Source organism: uncultured Abiotrophia sp. (assembly GCF_938010525.1).
Classification (GTDB): Bacteria; Bacillota; Bacilli; order Lactobacillales; family Aerococcaceae; genus Abiotrophia.
On the sequence record NZ_CALLVK010000025.1, the window covers coordinates 94,984 to 115,151 of the forward strand.

Annotated in this window: 22 protein-coding genes; 10 read left to right on the top strand and 12 right to left on the bottom strand. The window is 48.0% G+C overall.

Annotated elements, in window-relative coordinates; translation table 11 throughout:
• Nucleotides 1–4: 4 nt before the first annotated feature.
• The 9 genes from citX to Q0339_RS08950 are packed head-to-tail and all read right to left on the bottom strand — an operon-like array spanning nt 5 to nt 6,389.
• On the bottom strand, nt 5–559 hold the full coding sequence (citX, locus tag Q0339_RS08910; protein WP_298078480.1) for a citrate lyase holo-[acyl-carrier protein] synthase: 555 nt from the start codon (nt 557–559) through the stop codon (nt 5–7).
• On the bottom strand, nt 552–2,084 hold the full coding sequence (citF, locus tag Q0339_RS08915) for a citrate lyase subunit alpha (RefSeq protein ID WP_298078481.1): 1,533 nt from the start codon (nt 2,082–2,084) through the stop codon (nt 552–554). The genes citX and citF overlap by 8 nt, the downstream gene beginning before the upstream one ends.
• 1 nt (nt 2,085) lies before the next feature.
• On the bottom strand, nt 2,086–2,973 hold the full coding sequence (gene citE / locus Q0339_RS08920; RefSeq protein ID WP_298078482.1) for a citrate (pro-3S)-lyase subunit beta: 888 nt from the start codon (nt 2,971–2,973) through the stop codon (nt 2,086–2,088).
• Nucleotides 2,961–3,269: a citrate lyase acyl carrier protein gene (gene citD, locus Q0339_RS08925; protein ID WP_023391552.1), complete on the bottom strand. Its 309-nt coding sequence runs from the start codon at nt 3,267–3,269 to the stop codon at nt 2,961–2,963. Before citD ends, citE begins: the two co-directional genes overlap by 13 nt.
• Nucleotides 3,270–3,271: 2 nt before the next feature.
• Nucleotides 3,272–4,294, bottom strand: a complete 1,023-nt coding sequence (gene citC / locus Q0339_RS08930; protein ID WP_298078483.1) for a [citrate (pro-3S)-lyase] ligase — start codon at nt 4,292–4,294, stop codon at nt 3,272–3,274.
• An 18-nt stretch (nt 4,295–4,312) separates the two neighbouring features.
• A complete protein-coding gene (locus Q0339_RS08935) occupies nt 4,313–4,444 on the bottom strand; it encodes an OadG-related small transporter subunit (protein WP_298078484.1) in 132 nt (43 codons plus the stop codon).
• Nucleotides 4,445–4,462: 18 nt separating this feature from the next.
• Nucleotides 4,463–5,587: a sodium ion-translocating decarboxylase subunit beta gene (locus Q0339_RS08940; RefSeq protein WP_070756748.1), complete on the bottom strand. Its 1,125-nt coding sequence runs from the start codon at nt 5,585–5,587 to the stop codon at nt 4,463–4,465.
• Nucleotides 5,588–5,611: 24 nt separating this feature from the next.
• Entirely contained in the window at nt 5,612–6,022 is a 411-nt protein-coding gene (locus Q0339_RS08945; RefSeq protein WP_023391556.1) for an acetyl-CoA carboxylase biotin carboxyl carrier protein subunit, read from the bottom strand.
• A 34-nt stretch (nt 6,023–6,056) separates the two neighbouring features.
• On the bottom strand, nt 6,057–6,389 hold the full coding sequence (locus tag Q0339_RS08950) for a hypothetical protein (protein ID WP_070756750.1): 333 nt from the start codon (nt 6,387–6,389) through the stop codon (nt 6,057–6,059).
• 349 nt (nt 6,390–6,738) lie between these two features.
• Here Q0339_RS08950 and Q0339_RS08955 point away from each other — a divergent pair, with 349 nt between their 5' ends.
• The gene (locus Q0339_RS08955; protein WP_298078508.1) at nt 6,739–8,121 is read left to right on the top strand and encodes a citrate:proton symporter; all 1,383 of its coding nucleotides are present in this window, start codon (nt 6,739–6,741) and stop codon (nt 8,119–8,121) included.
• A 151-nt stretch (nt 8,122–8,272) separates the two neighbouring features.
• Here Q0339_RS08955 and Q0339_RS08960 read toward each other — a convergent pair whose 3' ends face one another.
• A complete protein-coding gene (locus tag Q0339_RS08960) occupies nt 8,273–9,184 on the bottom strand; it encodes a DUF2268 domain-containing putative Zn-dependent protease (protein ID WP_298078486.1) in 912 nt (303 codons plus the stop codon).
• A 104-nt stretch (nt 9,185–9,288) separates the two neighbouring features.
• Here Q0339_RS08960 and Q0339_RS08965 point away from each other — a divergent pair, with 104 nt between their 5' ends.
• From Q0339_RS08965 to Q0339_RS09000, 8 genes are all read left to right on the top strand, one after another.
• On the top strand, nt 9,289–10,032 hold the full coding sequence (locus tag Q0339_RS08965) for a MerR family transcriptional regulator (RefSeq protein WP_298078487.1): 744 nt from the start codon (nt 9,289–9,291) through the stop codon (nt 10,030–10,032).
• Nucleotides 10,033–10,119: 87 nt separating this feature from the next.
• Entirely contained in the window at nt 10,120–10,815 is a 696-nt protein-coding gene (locus Q0339_RS08970) for a GntR family transcriptional regulator (RefSeq protein ID WP_291428118.1), read from the top strand.
• Nucleotides 10,808–11,650, top strand: a complete 843-nt coding sequence (citG, locus tag Q0339_RS08975; protein ID WP_298078490.1) for a triphosphoribosyl-dephospho-CoA synthase CitG — start codon at nt 10,808–10,810, stop codon at nt 11,648–11,650. The genes Q0339_RS08970 and citG overlap by 8 nt, the downstream gene beginning before the upstream one ends.
• 180 nt (nt 11,651–11,830) lie before the next feature.
• Entirely contained in the window at nt 11,831–12,181 is a 351-nt protein-coding gene (locus Q0339_RS08980; protein WP_070756756.1) for a MerR family transcriptional regulator, read from the top strand.
• A 43-nt stretch (nt 12,182–12,224) separates the two neighbouring features.
• Nucleotides 12,225–13,571: a type I glutamate--ammonia ligase gene (gene glnA, locus Q0339_RS08985; RefSeq protein WP_023391564.1), complete on the top strand. Its 1,347-nt coding sequence runs from the start codon at nt 12,225–12,227 to the stop codon at nt 13,569–13,571.
• A 218-nt stretch (nt 13,572–13,789) separates the two neighbouring features.
• The gene (locus Q0339_RS08990; RefSeq protein WP_023391565.1) at nt 13,790–14,746 is read left to right on the top strand and encodes a C39 family peptidase; all 957 of its coding nucleotides are present in this window, start codon (nt 13,790–13,792) and stop codon (nt 14,744–14,746) included.
• 60 nt (nt 14,747–14,806) lie between these two features.
• Nucleotides 14,807–15,703, top strand: a complete 897-nt coding sequence (locus tag Q0339_RS08995; protein ID WP_298078491.1) for a cation diffusion facilitator family transporter — start codon at nt 14,807–14,809, stop codon at nt 15,701–15,703.
• Between the two features lie 12 nt (nt 15,704–15,715).
• Nucleotides 15,716–17,008 carry an adenylosuccinate synthase gene (locus Q0339_RS09000; RefSeq protein ID WP_298078493.1) on the top strand — a complete coding sequence of 431 codons (1,293 nt, stop codon included), beginning with the start codon at nt 15,716–15,718 and terminating at the stop codon, nt 17,006–17,008.
• A 47-nt stretch (nt 17,009–17,055) separates the two neighbouring features.
• Here the strand turns inward: Q0339_RS09000 and Q0339_RS09005 are convergent, their stop codons facing one another.
• Complete coding sequence (locus tag Q0339_RS09005; RefSeq protein WP_298078494.1) at nt 17,056–18,102, bottom strand: alpha/beta hydrolase; 1,047 nt, start codon at nt 18,100–18,102, stop codon at nt 17,056–17,058.
• 172 nt (nt 18,103–18,274) lie between these two features.
• Between Q0339_RS09005 and Q0339_RS09010 the strand changes: the two genes are divergently transcribed.
• Nucleotides 18,275–19,279 carry a biotin--[acetyl-CoA-carboxylase] ligase gene (locus tag Q0339_RS09010; RefSeq protein ID WP_298078496.1) on the top strand — a complete coding sequence of 335 codons (1,005 nt, stop codon included), beginning with the start codon at nt 18,275–18,277 and terminating at the stop codon, nt 19,277–19,279.
• A 46-nt stretch (nt 19,280–19,325) separates the two neighbouring features.
• Here Q0339_RS09010 and Q0339_RS09015 read toward each other — a convergent pair whose 3' ends face one another.
• Entirely contained in the window at nt 19,326–20,165 is an 840-nt protein-coding gene (locus Q0339_RS09015; RefSeq protein WP_298078497.1) for a MetQ/NlpA family ABC transporter substrate-binding protein, read from the bottom strand.
• Nucleotides 20,166–20,168: the final 3 nt, after the last annotated feature.

The following is a 20,168-nucleotide window of genomic DNA, read 5'->3' on the forward strand; positions in this document are numbered from 1 at the left end:
TTCCTTAAGGGGATTCAGTCTGGGCCTCATAGTTAGCGACGGCCTGACTGATATAGGCCTGCATGTCCGCTACTGAGTGTTGGCGTGAGCGAGCACACTGCTTGGCGTCTGCTTGGCAGAGGAAGCACTGGCGCGGGGCCAATCCTAACTGCCGGCGACTGATAGGACAAGGTATGCCTTCCACCAGTTCCAGCACATCCAAGTCCAGTAGGCGACCTAAGGGGTGCTGCCCTTCAAAGGCCACTAAATGGCGCTTAACTAGCTCAGCCTCCTGGCTAACCACCCAATAGGCCTCTAACCCTGTCACGGCCTCCAGCACATCCTGGTAGAGGACCGCCTCTTGGGCCAAATGGTCACTGACTAGCTGGGCTAGCTGGCGACCTATTTTAGCTAGACCCTCAGAGATTTTGACAGGTCCCGGCGTATTGAGGGTCATGGAAACCAAGACTGCCGGCGCATACCTTTCTAGCAAATGCGCCTGGCGTTGGCTCCGCGCCTCGCGGGCTGATAGAACCTGGCCCAAATGGACCTCAGGTCCATCAAAGAGTCCCTTAGACATTGCGCACCACGTCGATGACGCTACCGTCACGATATTCGATGACCGCTACGACCTTGTCCCCGTATTGAATCGGTTCTGGGTTGCCCACGATGCTGTAGGCTTTTTCTTTGAGTTCTTGGATGGTGTATTGAGGCACCTTGAGAGACTTGAAGTGCTCAACTAAGTCTGGGCGATTAGGGTTAACCGCAATCCCAATCTCAGTGACGACCACGTCCACACTAGTCCCTGGCGTTACAACCGTATTAACAGTGTCTACGAATGTTGGAATGCGTCCACGTACTAATGGTGAAATCACCATGGACATCTTAGAAGCAAAGGCGGTGTCACTGTGACCACCTGAAGCCCCACGGATAACCCCATCCGAACCGGTCATGACATTAACGTTGAAGTCAGTATCGACTTCCAAAGCAGACAAGATGGCGACATCCAAACGGTTAACCATGGCCCCTTTGGACAATGGGTTAGCATACATGCTAGCATCGATTTCATAGTGGTCTGCATTGCGCCCTAAGGACACTGCAGATGGGTGATCAAAGTCTTGTACGTCGATGACTTTCTCAACCAGTCCTTCTTCTAAAAGTTCAACCATGGCATTGGTAATCCCACCTAGCACGAAGCTAGCTTTAATGCCGTCTTTAATCATTTGTTCGCGGATAAAGCGGGTTGCAGCCAGAGAGGCACCACCTGTACCAGTTTGGAAGGAGAAGCCTTCCTTATAGTAAGGAGAACCTGTAATAACCTTAGAAGCATATTCTGCAATCAAGAGCTCTTTAGGGTTCTTAGTGAAGCGAGTTGCCCCCTTAGCAATCCCTTGAGGGTCCCCAATGGCATCTACTACGACCACATAGTCCACGTCTGTTTGCGGAATGGAAATTGGCGTGTTTGGATATGGCACCAAGGAGTCAGTGATGACCACTACTTGGTCCGCATATTTAGCATCAATCATGGCATAACCCAAGGAACCACAGGTGGCTTTCCCTTTGGTCCCGTTGACGTTCCCATATTCATCAGAACTTGGGGCACCTAAGAAAGCTACGTCAATGTGGATGTCACCAGCCGTAATGGCACGGGCACGTCCCCCGTGGGAACGAATAACGACTGGATTTTCCATAATACCGGAAGAAATCGCAGCCCCTAACTTGTCACGCAGACCACTAGAGGTAATGTTGGTGATGACCCCATTTTTGATGTGTTCGATGAGGGGCTCATGTACGTTGGCAATAGAAGAAGGTGCGATGGAGAGATTCTTAATCCCCATTTTAGCAATTTCTTCCATGACCATGTTGATGACATAGTCCCCTTCCCGGAAATGGTGGTGGAAGGAAATCGTCATGCCGTCTTTGAGGCCGGTCTTTTCAATAGCTTCGCGAAGGCTACCTAAGAGTTTTTCTTGGCGCGGCTCAACGGGTTTTACCTTACGGCTTGAGGCTTCATAAGGTTTAATCCGTGCCAGCTCTCCTTCGTAGACGCCATATTGATCGGCGATTGCTTGTGGAATTTCACGTCCTGCTTTGTTGACTACCATCTTAAATTTCCTCCTCGCTAATGAGTCCCGCTGCTTTGGCTAGGGCAATGACCCGCTCAGCGCGTTCCACGATTGGCTTGTCGACCATTTTCCCTTTGACTGAGATGACGCCAGAGCCTTTAGCTTCGGCTTCACGAATGCCCCAGATGATTTCCTTAGCTTGTTGGATTTCCTTCTCAGTTGGGGCATATACTTCATTAACCACTGGAATTTGGCGTGGGTTGATGACCGATTTACCATCGAAACCTAATTGCTTGATGCGGGTTACTTCCTCACGGAAGCCGTCCATATTGTCCACGTTAGAGTAGACTGTATCGATGGCCGCAATTCCTGCTGCACGCGCTGCATGTAGAATCATGCTACGAGCAAAGAAGAGTTCCTGGCCATCAGGATAACGGCGAGTCTTCATGTTAGTCACATAGTCTTCCGCCCCTAAGGCAATCCCAATCAGACGGTCAGATGCCTTAGCAATCTCACGAGCATTAAGCACCCCTTCGGCTGATTCGATGGCGGCCATCATCTTAGTGCGACCAAGAGGAATATTATTTTCCTGCTCGACACGGGTAATAATAGCATCCACATCCACGATATCTTGGGCATTTTCGGTCTTAGGCAAACGTACCACGTCAACACCAGCCAAGACTACCGCTTCGATGTCTAAAGCACCGGTAGTGTCCAGACCATTAATCCGCACAACCGTTTCAACATTGCTGTAGTCAAAAGTTTTGAGGGCGAAGTGCACCAAGGTGCGGGCAGAGTCTTTTTCCTTAAGGGAGACTGCGTCTTCTAGGTCAAACATAATAGAGTCAGCCCCGTAAAGTGGTGCGTCGCGCAACATGGCAGCATTAGCACCAGGGACAAACATCATTGTTCTTCTTAAGCGTTCCATGAGTCAATCTCCTTCCAGTTATATTCTGATAACTCAGCAGCACGGTGGGCCACCGTAATGGTCCGGGCTTGGATGGTACAATCTAAGGCACCCTTATCAACTGCTACTACTTGAGCTGATTGAATGCCTAGGCGGGTCAAGGTGTCTTCAATGACACGACGAATTTGCGCCCCAAATTGTTTTTCGACTGAACTTTCTAATTGAATGTCAATCCGTCCAGCATCACTTGGATTCAAGGTAATCATAATATCGCTTGATTCCAAGGTGCCAACAACTGCACTTTTTTTAATTTCCATCTTTATTCCACCTTTTCTCTCTGGGCATCTTGGCCCAGTAAGTCTTGTGACTGTATGTAATGATAGGTTGACTGTGGGACTAGGTTGACCCAGTCAGCTAGCTTCCCTGCTTGAATCGCTGCCCGTACGCGGGTCGCACTAATGACCTGGCCGTCCTTTTCTAGACGGGGGATAATCTTTAGGTCTAAGTCCTGGCCGAAGGCTTGGGCCAAGGCCTGATTGTAGACTTGGGTGACCGGCGATAGGGGTTCTTCCCCTACAAAGCGAATGGCAATCTCTAGGCTAGGCGCAATGAAGGCTTTGAAGACTTGCGCATCAAGCTCTGCCTGGACCTGAGCCACCGCCAAATCCGCCCTTTCCTTAAGGAAGTAGGAGGGGAAGGTAGCCTGCGAGACCATATAATCTCGGCTAGGCAGGACGGTAACATTGGTTAAATCTGCCACCCCGGCTTGGACCATCTTGAAACGATCTTGAGCGCTAAAATAGGACCGATCTTCGGATACAACGAAGATATAGAGGTGGTCACAGGCTGATATGGCCTGCTCTACCAAATAGCGATGCCCTAGGGTAAAGGGATTGGCATTCATGACAATGGCCCCATTTCGGGAACTCTCCACCTTATACTGCCTCAAATAGGTCAGATAGTCCTGAAAGGACGGAAAGCCCTGCTCCATAAAGAGCAAGGCTTGGGTTTGCGCCAGAAGCCGAAAGCCCAAGGCCTTAAAGTAAGGAAGATTCTTTGGTTTAGTATAGACGAAGCGATTGGTCAAGCCTTCCTGGTCCAAACGTTCCAGGAGAGCCATGACAACCTGCGTCAGCAGATTCTCTGACTGATAGGCGGCGCAAACCACCAAGCACTTGAGAATCTTGCCGTCCAAGGACCCGGTCGCTGCCAAGCGCGTCCCATCATAGATGCCGATCGTATAATCGACCGTTTCCTGGTCACTCAGATTGGCTGCTTGCATTAAGGTCTGCCAATCTCGCAAAGCTTGTGGGTCACGATCCAACCAGAGGCGTCTGGTCACATAGCCGTCCATTTTGTCTTAGTCCTTTTCGACTGGGAAGTACTTGATGAGGAGTTCAGATGCCCCGTATAAGATACCGAGAACCAAGAAGACCCCACCCATCCCAATCAGCATGAGTTCAAAAGCTTGTCGTAAGTTATCTAAATTCATAAGTGTTACCTCGCAATCTTAGTGGATGAAGTAAGACAACAAGAGCCCGCCGGCAATAACGGAGGCAATTTGCCCAGAAACGTTAGCCCCTACAGCATACATCAAGATGAAGTTTTGAGGGTCTTCTTCTGTTGCCATCTTCTGAATCACACGGCTAGACATTGGGAAGGCAGAAATACCAGCCGCCCCAATCATTGGGTTGATCTTGTCCTTGCGGAAGAGGTTCAAGATTTTGGCGAAGATAACGCCCCCGATAGAGTCCATAATGAAGGCTACCAAACCGAACAAGATAATCATCAAGGTTTGAACATTCAAGAAGAGGCTAGCTTGCATCTTAACTGAAATGGTAATCCCTAAGAGGATTGACACGATATTAACCAATTCGTTTTGAGCGGTTGCTGATAAACTATCTAAGACACCACACTCACGTAATAAGTTCCCGAACATGAGGAAACCTACCAATGGTAAGGCGATTGGTGCGATAAAACCAGCTACGATGGTGATAACGATTGGGAAGAGGATTTTAGTCATCTTAGATACGCCTTCAGCATGGTAAGTCATGCGGATCTTGCGTTCTTCTTTGGTTGTTACTAACTTAATAGCAACTGGTTGAATAATCGGCACTAAAGCCATGTAAGAGTAAGCCGCAACCGTGATTGCCCCCAAGAGATGAGGTGCCAATTGGTTGGCTACGAAGATAGAAGTAGGACCGTCGGCCGCACCGATAATCCCGATAGAAGCTGCTTCGCGGATGTCAAAGCCTGCTAATACTGCCACTACGACGACGAAGAAAATCCCGAATTGGGCTGCCGCACCGAAGAGCAACATGAAAGGATTTTGAAGTAATGGCCCGAAGTCAATCATAGCCCCAATCCCAATGAAGATAAGTAGAGGGAAAAGTTCTGTCTCAATCCCGGCGCGGAAGAGAATATCTAAGACCCCGTGTTGGGTTACGTTACCGACGGTTTGGTCTAGAACCCCTGAACCTGGGAAGTTAACCAGAATCGTCCCTAAGCCCATTGGTACCAGCAAGGTTGGTTCGTATTCCTTCTTAATTCCCAGATACATGAGTAGGCCACCAATGACCATCATGAAAACTTGACCAATGTTAATGGTCGTAATACCTTGAATTAATGTTTCCACTGTCTGTCTCCTTTACTGACTAGATTAGTTGATGGTAATGAGGGCATCACCTGGGTTGACTACTTGGCCGTTAGCCACATGAATCCCTGATACGACCCCTGCTTTAGATGCTACGATTTCGTTTTCCATCTTCATGGCTTCTAAGATCATCAGTGGTTGGTTCTCAGCCACTGTGTCCCCAACGTTAACTAAGATGCGGAGAATGGTCCCTGGCATTGGGGATGGCATGGCATCTGCTCCGGCTGGTGCTACAGAAACTGGAGCGGCTGGCGCTGGGCTTGCTTCTGCTGCAGGTTCGCTAGCTGGCGCTGCTGGCGCAGGCGCTGGAGCTACTGGTGCTGGTGCAACTGGAGCAGCTGGCGCTACGGCCCCAATTTCTTCCATTTCTACCAAGTATTCTTTGCCGTCAACTTTGATTTTGAATTTGCGTAACATATTGTATAATTCCTCCTAAATAAATCCATAATCCTTATGTGCGTTTTTGATAAATGTGCTTGACCGCCCATTGGCTGTCAGGGGCGTCCCCAGCCGCAATGGCTGACGCAATCACCGATACAGTGGTCGCTTCGGGGTTGCGTTTTAAGACGCGCTTGACCACAAATTGACTGTCGGGATAATTGGCCGCTGCTAGAGCAGAAGCAATCACGCTGACTTCTAGCGCCTCTTCTGAGTCGGCCGCCACATAGGCTGCTACTGGCTCCCATTCTGCCTCAAAAGCAGCCTGCTGAGCTTGCGCTTGTGCTTGGCTCTCTGCTTCTTCAGCGCGGCGTCGGCCGCCAAATAATCGTCTGAGTAGTTCCATTTCTTCACTCCCTTCCAGATTAATCTACTACTTGTATTATACCCTAAACTAGCGCTTACACTAGTCAAATACTGTTCTTTTTGTGTTCTATTAGGCCAAGATTTTGATTTAGTCTTCCTATTTAAGCAAGGCGTCTTTTTTGGCTATACAAATTTCCTGAGCCCTTGTTTTTTAAGTGTTCTTTTTAGCTAAAGCCCTTTCTTTTTGTCTAAACATTCGCTATGATACAGGCATAAAGTAAACGCGTTCATTTCATGGAATGGCCGTGTCGGGTCTAGGTCAGAAGGTTTTAGCGACTTTTGGCTCCTGCCCATGCTATTATTATTTTAATTTCAGAAAGGAAGATATGATGTTACTCACAGTCTTTGCTTATGCAATGATGGTTGTCTTCATGTATGTCATCATGAAGAAGAAAATGTCACCATTCACTGCCTTAGTACTCATTCCGCTTGCTTTTGCGCTGGTAGCAGTCTTAACTGGCGTGGTCCAAGATGTCAACATCGGGACACTCGTTCGCCAAGGTCTCTTTGGCAACAACTCCAAGGATAAACTTACTGCAATGAAAGGGACGGCTGAAACCGGGGTTATGCTCCTCTTCGCCATCCTCTACTTCTCTCTCATGTTAGATTCCGGTCTCTTCGACCCAATCACTAACAAAATGATTCGCTACGCTAAAGGCGATCCAATGAAAGTCCTCGTGGCTACTGCTATTGTTGCGGCCGCTGTTTCCATGAACGGTGACGGAACGACCACTACCTTGATTTGCTGCTCGGCCTTCGTGCCAATCTACAAGAAACTCGACATGAAACTCATGAACTTGGGTGTCTTAGTTATCTTGCAAAACACCATCATGAACCTCTTGCCATGGGGTGGCCCAACCGCTCGTGCCATGTCCGTCTTGGGCGTTGAAGCTGACATCTTGGGTTACTTAGCACCAGGGATGGTTCTCTCTATCCTTTATGTAATCTTCTTCGTTGCCCGTGGTATGGGTAAAAAAGAACGTGCTCGTTTAGGTATCAAAGAGTTAACCGATGCTGAGCTAGATGAATTGACTACTATTTCCGACCCTGAAGTCTTGGCTATCCGCCGTCCTCAAAACTTCTGGATTAACGCCGTTATGACCTTAGTCCTAATTGGTTGGTTAGTAGCTGGCTCCTTCATCGACGCTATCGAAGTTAAGCCTGTCGTTCTCTTCTTAATCGGGACCGGCTTAGCCATGATGATTAACTACCCAGACCTCAAGACTCAATCCAAACGTATTGGTGAAAACGCTGGGGATGCGGTACAAGTGGTCCTCCTCGTCTTCGGGGCAGGGGTCTTCATGGGGCTCTTCCAAGGGACTGGTATGGCCAAGGCCTTGACCGACAGCATCGTCCATATCATTCCACAACAATTAGCAGGCTTCTGGAGCTTGATTATTGCCCTCATCTCCGTACCAGGGACCTTCTTCTTAACCAACGATGGTTTCTACTACGGGGTGCTGATTCCATTCGCAGAAATCGGTCGTCAATATGGCTTCACCGATATGCAAATGGCCTTGGCTTCTCTCATGGGGCAAGCCTTCCACCTCTTGAGCCCACTGGTTGCCTTCATCTACCTCTTGCTCCGCTTAACTGGCTTGGACATGGGCGAATGGCAACGTGAATCTGCTAAGTACGCTGCAGTGGTCTTCGTTATCTTCGTGGTTACCATCGTCTTAATGGGCCACATGCCACTCTACTTAGCACAATAATACTTAAGACAAAAGAGCTAGGACTAAGTCCTAGCTCTTTTTTTGTGTCCCTATGCAAATTGTGCTAACTTATGCACGTAAATTTCCTAACTCAGACCCTATCTATCAATAGATAGATTGATAGATAGGGTAGCAAAGCCAGATTGCTTGGTTAGAGTTGGGAAGTTGGCTGCTCCCAGAATTCTGGTACCTGAGCCAAGATCTCATCAGCTGTCTTCAAGCTGGCTTCTTCGACACTCAGGCCTGTCTTCTTAAGGTAGTAGCGCACCAAGTGATAGCCACAACTATAGCCCGCTGCATAGGGCAGACCGACTGGGCGCCCCCCTTGCACTTGAGTCAATTCATCCCCGTAGAGATAAGGAGCGGCCCCATAGAGGTTAGAGATATCAAGATTAGCCTTGATTTTGGGCTTGATTAGACTGTCTAAGGTCGCCAAATCGGTCTTGGTCACCCAAGGACCTAGATAGTCGGGACCGTAGAGTTTTAACACGAAATTCTCAGCCAAGCCTTCTGCTATCATAAGTTCCTTCAGGGCGCCTTGTTGCCAATCCACAAATTGGTAGCGCACATTATGGTTACATTCATGGGCCAAGGCCGCTGGCAAACGTCGCAAGGTCTCTTGGCTTGGTACCAAGGACAAGAAGATGTAGCCCGGAATCCCACCTTCACCCAGATAATTATCATTGAGGCGCATGACAGGACTCTCCGCCTTGCCTAGCAAGATTGCTAAGACATATTCTTTGCATGGTGGATGGATTCCTGCCTGCTCGAAACTGTCAATGGCCAGATGGAAAGCTTTTTCGAGCCCCTGATAAACTGAATCGTCTAGTGCTTCAATATCAGCGCTATGTTCAGACCTTAAGTTAAAGGGTGTTAGATTGGCCAAGCTCAAAATCTGTAGGGCATCCGCCCCCTGTCCAGCTTCTATACTTAAACCCTGGCGGGCAAATTTCCCCCGGAAAGGCGCTAAAACTTCCTTCCTGAATAAGGCTTCGCCCTGCTCTGGGGATAAGGTCAAGACTTGTCGATAGACTTGATCTGTACGAATAATCTTTAAGTTCATCCTAATTCCTCCTTTTTCTCTATTAGTCTACACCTTAACCTTACGTTAGGGTCAAGCCCTATGTTATACTAAATACTAGATTTTACTAAAAAGGAGGAGCAGGCATGATTTATCGGGTCAAAGAAGCTGCTCAGTTAGCTGGAGTTTCCCCTCGAACACTCCACCACTATGATGCCATTGGCCTCTTACCAGCTAAGAAAGAGGCCAATGGCTACCGCTATTACCAAGAAGAAGATTTGGAGCGTCTCCAGCTCATCCTCTACTATAAATACTTAGGTCTCTCACTAGAGGACATTGGCAAGTTGCTAGAGGCTAATAGCACTAATTTCCTCCAACTTCTGGAGCAACAGCTGACTCAACTACAATCAGAGCGCCATCGTTTAGACACCTTAATAGAAACCTTAACGGCTAGCATCCAAGCTAAAAAAGCAGGCCAGTCCCTATCACCACAAGCGCAATTTCGCGGTTTTAGCTATCCAGATATGCTGCCCTATGTTAGCCAAGCGCGACAAGATTACGGCCTAGACGTCATGATTGAGACTGAAAAGCGCCAAGAGGGGCAGAAAATAGAGGTCGCCGAGAAGTTCAATGCGGTCTTTCGCCAATGGGCTCAGCATTTTGAGGCCGGACTTTCAATCGAGTCGGAGCCTGTCCAAAGCTTATGTCAAGAACTCTACCGTCTCCTCAATACCTATGCCTTTGACTGTTCCCTGACCGTCTTCGGCTACATTGGGCAAAACTATCAAGACAATCCCGATTTTCGCCACAATCTCAATCGCTTTGCTCCCGATTTAGCAGCATTCGTCAGTCAAGCTATCCAATATTTTGTCCGCCACGCTAAATCCTAAGGGCCCTAACAAGGTCTTGGCTTGGCTAAAGTCCCTATTTTTAGGTATAATGGACATGATGACATCAAAAAGAAAAGGAGAATCCCTATGTCTGCGATTATCGAGGCGGTCAAACGCAACTTAGATATTACTCAGAATAAACCCCTCAAGATTTCGCTCTACGAAGCCTTTCGTAAGACGATTATCTTGGGCCAAATCCCAGCTGGCACCCGGATCAATGAGAAGGAATTCTCTACAGCCCTCAACATTAGTCGGACGCCCATCCGCTATGCCCTAACAGAATTAACTAAGGAACTCTTAGTAGAGCATATTCCTAAGATTGGCATTATTGTCAAAGGCATTAGCATCAAGGACGCCCTAGAAATCTACGATATTCGTAAGGCCCTAGACACCTTAGCCACGATTAAGGCTATGACCTTGATGACACCCGAAGACTTCCAGGAACTTCAAGCTATCCTAGAAGAGTGCGAGCAGCTCAACCAGGCCGACCGCGTGGATGAGGTCTTGGCTAACTTTACTAAATTTAATGACTTCATCTATGCCAAGAGCCAGATGACGCGTTTGCGAGATATCGTCTCTGAGCTGCGGACCTATGTCATTTATTTCCGCGACTTGTCCATTCGCTCCTCCCAACGCCGGAGCGCAGCCTTAGAAGAACACTGGCTGATTTACCGCGGTATGTGCAACCACGATATTGATCAGATTACCCTCATTACCCACGAACATCTGGATCGGTCCTTGCGCTTCATCCTCAAGCAAATGGAGAAACTCCACATTGACTAATAAGACGCTCTCTTCTGATTATCTGGCAGACCTAGCCTGCCAAGCCCTGGCTTTTGAAGTTCAACTGGCACCTAAACCTGGCCTAGTGGACCCCTGGTCCAATGGCGCCCACCAGGATATGACGCCCCAAACCTTCGCCGCTAGTATCGAGGCTTTACGGCCTTATTTTAAGGGCTATGTCCAATTAGGCCAAACACATGCGGGGGCGCCTGATCAGCTCTTCCAAGCCCTACGTCAGCTAGGACAAGAAGCCGAAGCCGCTATGTTAACTGCGACTGCTGGCGTCAACACCCACAAGGGGGCTAATTTTTCCTTCGCCCTCTTATTAGGTGCCTTGGGAGCCTGCCAGGGCGACCTGGAAGCTAGCTGGCCTTTGATTAAGGCCATGACCCAGCATCTCGTGACCCAGGATTTTGCTCATTTGGCCCAAAAAACCTCCCTCTCTTATGGCGAACGACTTTACTTGGAACATGGCATCACCGGGGTCCGGGGCGAAGCAGCAGCAGGCTATCCGGTCTTACGCCAAGGCTTGCTACCCTTTGTCTATCAGCGCCAAGACCTGGATCAACGCCAGCTTTGGTTGCAGGCTCTGGTCTATTTAATGGCTACTGTCCAAGATGGCAACCTACTCCATCGGGGTGGTTTGTCAGCCTTGGCCCAAGTTCAAGACGAAATGAGTCGACTCTTAGGCCAGCTGCCTGACTTATCCTTGCCCCAACTCGAAGAGCGGCTCATGGCCTATGACCAGGTTCTCATCGAACGTCACCTCAGCCCCGGCGGCAGTGCCGATTTCTTGGCTCTAGGCTATTTCTGCACCCTGCTGCCATCCGCTTAATCTTCGCTCGCTAAGTAGTCCAACTTGGCGAGTTTTTTTCTTTGGTCTAAAAGCTTATTCAGGGCTTTGACTTGCAGAATCCGAACGTTTGTCATATTATCTAACATAAGAGGTCAGGAAGCAGTTGACCCCTCATTTGACATTCCGTATAATCATAAACAATAAAAGAAGGTGACAACTATGGCAGCCAAAGAATTCCGCAAATCTCTGGCCGTATTTCCCATCGGGACCGTCATGACTCTAACAGGCTTGACTGCCCGGCAAATTCGGCATTACGAAGATTTCGGTCTGGTAGTGCCCGGCAGAAGCTCGACCAATCGCCGCCTCTACTCGCTCAACGATGTAGATCGGCTCTTGGAAATTAGTGATTTGCTCGAGGAAGGCATGACCCTAAAGGGCATCAAACGCCGCTTCGAGTCAGAAGCCGAGCGTCCTCATATGGGGCAACCTACTACCAGTCAGCCCCTGACTGACCAAGATGTCCGTCGGATTTTATGGGATGAGTTAGACATCCAAGGTCGATTTCGCTAAGTCTGGCTAGACTGACTAGCCTACTATCAAAAGGAGGATTTCCATGCCAACCACTCAATGGACCAAAGAAAGTATCTTACTAGACGCCAAGGAACGCAATGTCCGCTATGTTCGGCTCATGTTCACCGACATTACCGGAACCATCAAAAACGTCGAAGTGCCTGTCTCCCAATTAGAAAAGGCCTTAGACAACAAAATGATGTTCGACGGTTCTTCAATTGAAGGCTTTGTCCGGATTGAAGAGAGCGATATGTACTTGGTACCTGACTACAATACTTGGCTAGTCTTCAACTGGGAAGATGGCGCTGGCGACACCAAGATTGCCCGCTTAATCTGTGACGTTAACAGTGTGGATGGTCTGCCTTTCCAAGGTGACCCTCGTAGCAACCTCAAGCGCATTCTCAAACGCATGGAAAACCTTGGCTTCACATCCTTCAACATTGGGCCAGAGCCAGAATTCTTCCTCTTCAAATTAGATGAAAAAGGCCAGCCAACCATGCAACTCAACGACAACGGTGGCTACTTTGACTTGGCGCCCAACGACTTGGCCGAGAACTGCCGTCGTGATATTGTCTTGGAACTAGAAGCTCTTGGCTTTGAAATTGAAGCCAGCCACCACGAAGTAGGTCCTGGCCAACACGAAATCGACTGGAAATATGCAGACGCCCTTCGTTCAGCAGACAATATCCAAACCTTCAAACTCATTGTGAAATCCGTGGCCCGTCGCCACAACTTGCACGCGACCTTCATGCCTAAGCCAATCTTCGGCATTGCCGGGAGCGGGATGCACTGTAACATGTCCCTCTTTAACGAATCAGGTAATGCCTTCTACGATCCTGACACAGAAGACCAACTCTCCCAAACCGCCCTCTACTTTATCGGTGGCTTGCTCAAGTATGCTCGTGCCTACACGGCTATCTGTAACCCACTCGTTAACTCCTACAAGCGGCTGGTACCTGGCTACGAGGCCCCTGTCTACGTAGCTTGGTCTGGTCAAAACCGTTCACCGCTTATCCGGATTCCGGCAGCTCGAGGTAACTCTACTCGGATTGAAGCGCGGAGTGTAGACCCAGCGGCTAACCCTTACTTGGCTCTGTCTGTCCTCTTGGCAGCCGGCCTCAAGGGGATCGAAGATAAGATTATGCCACCTTCTGCTGTTGACCGTAATATCTACACCATGACCCGCGAAGAGCGTCTCACTGAAGGGGTAGAAGACCTACCAGGTTCCTTGCGTGCAGCCCTCAAAGAGCTCAAGAAAGAACCTGTCATTTTGGAAGCCTTGGGTGACCACATCGCACAGAACTTTATCGCTGAGAAGACTGCCGAATACTTCGCTTATCAAAAGCAAGTCACCCAATGGGAACTAGAACAATACTTCAAAAACTATTAATCAACAAGTTAGAGGCTGGTGTAACACCCAGCCTCTCTTTATTAAGTCTCTGTAACAGGCAACCAGATTAGGTGCTTTATGTTCCAGGTTTTGATACAATAACTAAGGATTGTATCAGAGAAATTCTTTGATTTCTTGCCAGAAAATTCATATTTATCATATATTTCTCTGTTATACTTCTCTTATGATTGATTTACTAAACCAAAGGAGCTGGCCCTATGCGCAAACGTCGTAAAAATACGATTGCCGTTGTTACCTTCTTCTTGCTCTTGATTTGCGGGACGGCGATTGTCGTTTTCCTTAAGGAAAATACGCATCAGGCATCAAAATTGAATAACCAAGTGGCTGGCCAAGAACATATTGCTCAGGTCCCAAGTAGTGAAGTGACCTCTACCTCTAGCACACCTGAGTCGTCTAGTGAGTCAGAATCGGCACCTTTCAACACGGTCCCTTTGCAGCTATCGGATGATTCTCTAGTTCACAACCTATCCAAGGACGAGCTCTCTGAAGTCTTGCAAGATATCCAAACCCAGGACTATCAGAACGACTTACTTAATGCCCAGTCTGACATCGTCGCTGCTATCAACAAGCACCGCCAAAATATCAGCGAGCTAGGCTATCTCTTCCTGCCTCAAAAACCAGCCGAAGTTAGCCAGTTGCAGAACGTCAAACAATTGGACATTCCACTCTATCTGCAAAAAGACCCTAAATGGCGGACCCTCCAATACGGAACGGACACCACTCGCCAATTGGGCGAAAATGGCTGTGCTATCCTCTCCTTGGCTATGATTCATGCCTACTATAATCCGCAAGCTACGGTGACACCGCAGACCATTCTGGATTGGAGCAAGGACCAGTACTATGTCCACAACCAAGGAACTTCCTGGAACATTTTCTATGACTTCGCTCAATCCTTCAATTATCAGTTCACCAATTTCGGTAATAACTTTGAAGAAGCCATGCAGGCTGTCAACCAAGGCCAAGCCATTGTAGCAACGGTTAAACCAGGCCTCTTCACTGAAACTGGCCATATTCTCGTCATTCGTGGCTACCAAGATGGCCAAGTCTATGTCAACGACCCTAATGATGACCCAAGCAAAATGTTCAGCATTAAGGCTATTCCAGCCCAAACCATGATGGAAGAAGGCGTCAACTATTGGGCCCTATCCAAATAAGCATCATTTCAGGAGCTAAGGCTCCTGATTTTTTGGCATTATCTCGCGGAGGAAAATTCTATGCAAACTAGCGACAGACAAAACCAACAACTTAAAATTGCCGCCCGTGGGGCCTTAGTCGGCATTGTCGTCTATCTGATTATTTCTAGCCTCAAATTAGGCGCCGCTTATTTCTTCCACTCAGCTTCTCTCAGAGCCGATGGTCTTAACAACTTAACGGACATCATCTCATCGATTTTGATTTTTATTGGCCTTCGAATTGCCCGTAAACCAGCAGATGAAGATCATTATTTTGGTCACTCCAAATTTGAACCCCTGGCCAGCTTCGCCACCTCTCTCATCATGTTTACGGTCGGCCTAGAAGTCATCAAATCTTCAGCAGAACGCTTTATAGCCCAGGATTATCCGACACCCGACCTCCAAGCTCTTTGGGTGGGGCTGGCTGCCAGTGTCATTTTACTCGTCACCCAGCGCTACATCCATTATTTAGCCCAGCAAACTCAAAGCATGGGCCTCAAGGCCAGTGCCAAGGATCTCTTCAGTGACTTTTTGACAACACTTGCTACTATGGTGGCCATTGCTGCTTCAAGTCTAGGCTTAGCCTGGCTAGATATTCTGACAGCCCTCATCATCGGGGCCATTATTCTTCATACTGCCTATACCATTTTCAAAGATTCGACCTTTGAATTATCAGATGGTTTTGACCAAGAGGAACTAGAAGCCTATCGCGCAATTGTCCTCAAGCACCCTCACATCCGTGCTGTGCCGCAAATTCGCGCTCGTCTCTGTGGCCAGTATGTCCACGTGGATATCACCGTTTTAATTGACGGTCATCTTTCAGTTATTCAATCTCATCACATAACAGAGGAAATCGAACAGATTTTAGCGTATAATTATAATGTGTATGATGTCGATGTCCATGTCGAACCATATTTCCAAACCAATCTCAATCAGTAAAGGGGTATGTTTATGTCATCAGTTGTTGTTGTAGGAACTCAATGGGGCGATGAAGGTAAAGGGAAAATTACCGACTTCCTAAGCGAGAATGCCGAAGTCATCGCGCGCTACCAAGGTGGCGACAATGCCGGTCACACCATTCAGTTTAGTGGCAAGACCTTCAAGTTACACCTCATTCCTTCCGGGATTTTCTCCCCTGACAAAATCAGCGTCATCGGCAATGGCGTCGTCGTTAACCCTAAGTCTATCGTGGAAGAACTTGCCTACCTACATGGCGAAGGTGTCTCAACCGATAATCTTCGTATCTCTTCACGCGCCCATGTTATCTTGCCTTATCATATTGTCTTGGACAAGCTCCAAGAAGCCTCTAAAGGCGATAACAAGATTGGGACTACTAACAAAGGGATTGGCCCAGCCTATATGGATAAATCTGCTCGGGTTGGGATTCGGATTGCCGACTTATTAGACCGTGAAATCTTTGAAGAACGCCTACGGACTAACTTGGCAGAGAAGAACCTCTTTATTGAACGCGTTTATGGCGCCGAACCCCTCCGTTTTGAAGATATTTTTGAAGAGTACTATCAATACGGACAAGAAATTAAACAATACGTGACTGACACCTCCGTTATCTTGAACGATGCCTTAGATCAAGGCAAGCGCGTCCTCTTCGAAGGAGCTCAAGGGGTCATGTTGGACATCGACCAAGGGACTTATCCTTTCGTTACTTCCTCTAACCCAGTCTCTGGTGGGGTCACTATCGGGAGTGGAGTCGGCCCAACCCGTATCAATCGTGTCGTCGGTGTCTGCAAGGCCTACACCTCTCGTGTCGGCGATGGCCCATTCCCTACTGAACTCTTCGATGAAATTGGCCACCAAATCCGCGAAGTCGGTCGTGAATATGGGACAACGACCGGTCGTCCTCGTCGGGTAGGTTGGTTTGACTCTGTTGTCATGCGTCATTCCCGTCGGGTATCCGGTATTACCAACCTCTCCCTTAACTCCATCGACGTTCTGACCGGCCTCGAAACCATTAAGATTTGTACCGCCTATAAGACACCAGATGGCCAAGTGATTGAGTACTATCCAGCTAGCCTCAAGTTGCTCAAATCTTGTACGCCTGTCTATGAAGAATTACCAGGTTGGACTGAAGACATTACGTCTTGTCGCCGTTTGGAAGACCTGCCTTTGAATGCCCAAAACTATGTCCGTCGTATTAGCGAATTAGTGGGAGCTAAAATTGCCACCTTATCCGTAGGACCAGACCGCGAACAAACCATGATTCTAGAAAGCGTATGGCGTAACTAAACGATAAAAATCCCCGTCTGTCATCAGATAGACGGGGATTTTTGTGCTTATGATTCTTTTTGTGGGGCAAAGTACTGAGCGACAGCTTCCTTATAAGCTACTAACCAGTCAGCCATAGTCTGACGCGTTAAGGGGCAGTCGAAAGCCTCATAGCCATGATAGGCGCCCGGATAAACACGATACTTGGCAGCTACACCTGCAGTCTGCAGTCGCTTCATATAGTCGAGTGTTTCATCCAAAAAGGGGTCTAAGTCCCCTACGTGCGTGTAGGCGGGAGGCATACCACTTAAGTCTAATGCCCGATAGGGCGCTGCATAGATGGGCACCTCCTCAGATCCATAGAGGTCCCCTAGATAGAGTTGCCAGCCTGCCTGATTCTTAATCTGGTTCCAAATCATTTGCCGATTGCCCTTCATGGACTCTGTCGATAGACGATCATCAATCATTGGATAAATGGGCATATGAAAAGCCACTTGCACCTGATCCCGATCTCTAGCATAGAGGACTGTGGCAATGGTAAGTCCACCACCAGCACTAGGTCCTCCCACAAAGAGTTGGTCAGGATTGACCCCTAGTTGGTCTGCTTCTTCCTTGAGCCAGACTAGGCTAGCGTAGGCATCTTCTAAGGCTGCCGGATAGGGCTCCTGAGCAGACAGCCGATAATCAGGAGCTAGGACCACCGTATTGGTCTCTAGCACAAATTGCCGAATGAAAGGTAATTCCAAGCGCGGATGCCCCAGGGCATAGCCACCCCCATGTAGCCATAATAAGCCTACCGCTTGGGGTCGTGGCTGCTTAGAGCGATAGATAAGGGCTCTTAAATCCGGATTCTGGCTACTTGGAATCTTCACTTCTTCGATGACTAGGTCCGGGTCCTGGGGCAAGGGCACTAAGAAGGTCGTAAGACCTGTCTGATTATAGGCCTTTAAGTCCTCTGGCTTTTTGAAATCGACTAGGATATCCGTCATCCAGCCTCGAAAGCGTAAATCCGAATTGACCTGAGGGTAGCGCCAAGCTAGATAGTGGCGAATTCCTGGCAATCCCAGTTGATGTTGCCCACCTAACAGGGGCACTAACTTCTTCATAAGATTCATGGGAAAGACTCTCCTTATTCTATCCTTCAAAATGGGAAGCATGACTTGCTCGCCTTCCCCTCTCAAGTTCATTATAGGTCTAGCTAGCTCTATTTTCAACTAGCTAGGCAGGAATTGACCCCGGACCAGACATTTGCTAGACTTAGATTATCGAAGATGAGGAGGTCACATGATGTCGACACAAGATGAAATTTTGGCGGTTTTACTGGAGCAGGATAGTCAGCCTATTTCTGGTCAAGCCTTGGCAGACCAATTAGGTTTATCTCGGACCGCTGTCTGGAAGGCTGTCGAAGGCTTACGCCAACAAGGCTATCAAATAGCCAGCCTAAGCAAGAAGGGTTATCTGCTAGAGAGGGTCAGCCATGCCCTTGATGCCCAGCAAATCAAACGTGACTTGGATGCACCTTTTGAATCGCTGCAAGTCGCCCTTTATGACAGTGTCACTTCAACAAATGACCTAGCCAAACAATTTGCTATTCAAGCACCTGGCCAAGCCGGCCTCTTCATCGCTCGCAAACAAACTCAAGGACGTGGTCGGTCAGGTCGCCATTTCCATTCCGATATTGCCTCCGGCCTCTATCTATCGATCGTCTTCCAACCCCAAGTGACAGATTTAGAAGAAGTGCCCCAATACACCCTGCTAGCTGCCAGTGCCATGGTTGCCGCTCTGGAAGCAGCCAGTGGACAAAAGCTACGTATCAAATGGGTTAATGACATCTTCTGTCGTGGTCGTAAAATTGGCGGAATCCTGACAGAAGCGACGACCGATATTGAAAGTCGTAGCCTATCCTCGATTATTATTGGCATCGGCCTCAACTTAAGTGGCGACTTCAGTCAAGCGGAAGCCTCAACTCAGTCTGTTGCAGGAACCCTCTTTGGACAAGAAATGCCGACCGACTTCAATCCCAACCAAGTCATTCATGACTACCTTAAGCAATTAGCCTACTATATCCGTACCCTCTCTGACAAAACCTACCTACCCCACTATGAAGAACATCTACTGGGCGTCGGGCGCCAAGTTAGCTACCAACAAGCAGGACAAGAATACACCGGTATTATCCAAGGAATCACCGATCAGGGCCATCTCTTGGTTCAAGATCCTCACGGTCAAATTCGTCCCCTCTTCAGTCAAGAAGTCCATTTTTCTAGTCAACAATTTGCTGATGACCTCGACTAAAGTAAAATCCCGCATCATAAGATGCGGGATTTTTTGATAGCTCAGATTACCATACCGGAATCTTAGAGTTCTTGCTTAACTCTTCAATCTTCTTAGCGATTTCGTCTGATTGGAAGATTTCTACGACTTTCTTGTAGAGTTTGTTGTCTTTTTCAGACTCTTTAACAGCGATGATGTTTTTGTATTCATCCTTCAATTTTGCTTTGTCAGTTGCATCAACGAAGAGAGCGTCTTTAACGGTTAAGTTAGCATCTGCTGCATAGTTCCCGTTGATAACTGCTGCATCCACGTCTTTCAAGCTACGTGCTGTTTGAGAAGCGTCCACTTCTTCAAACTTGATGTTCTTGTCGTTCTTGGTTACGTCGCTAACGCTAGCTAGAATGCCTTTAGCATCGTCTACTTCAATCAAGCCAGCTAATTCTAAGGTCAAGAGGGCACGACCTTGGTTAGTCACATCGTTAGGAATAGCGATTTTCGCCCCATCTTTAGCTTTTAACTCATCCAAAGATTTAACCTTTTCAGAGTAAATACCTTGAGGTTCTACGTAAGTGAAGCCGATGTTCACAACTTTGCCCTTGTTAGCCTTGTTCCATTCTTCCAAGAAGATAATGTGTTGGAAAGCGTTGAGGTCTAATGAACCGTCTTCTACTGCTGCGTTTGGTAAGTTGTAATCAGAGAAGTTAGTAATTTCGATTTCGATACCTTCATCTTTTTTCGCTTTTTCTGCTACAACTTGCCAGAGTTCCTTGTCAGCTTCACCGACAACCCCAACTTTTACTTTTTGGCCTTCAAATTCTTTGGCCGCTTGTGCAGTTGGGAAGCTAGCCCCAAACACTAAACCTGCTGCGAGGGCTAAAGCCCCTAATTTTTTAACAAACTTTTTCATATT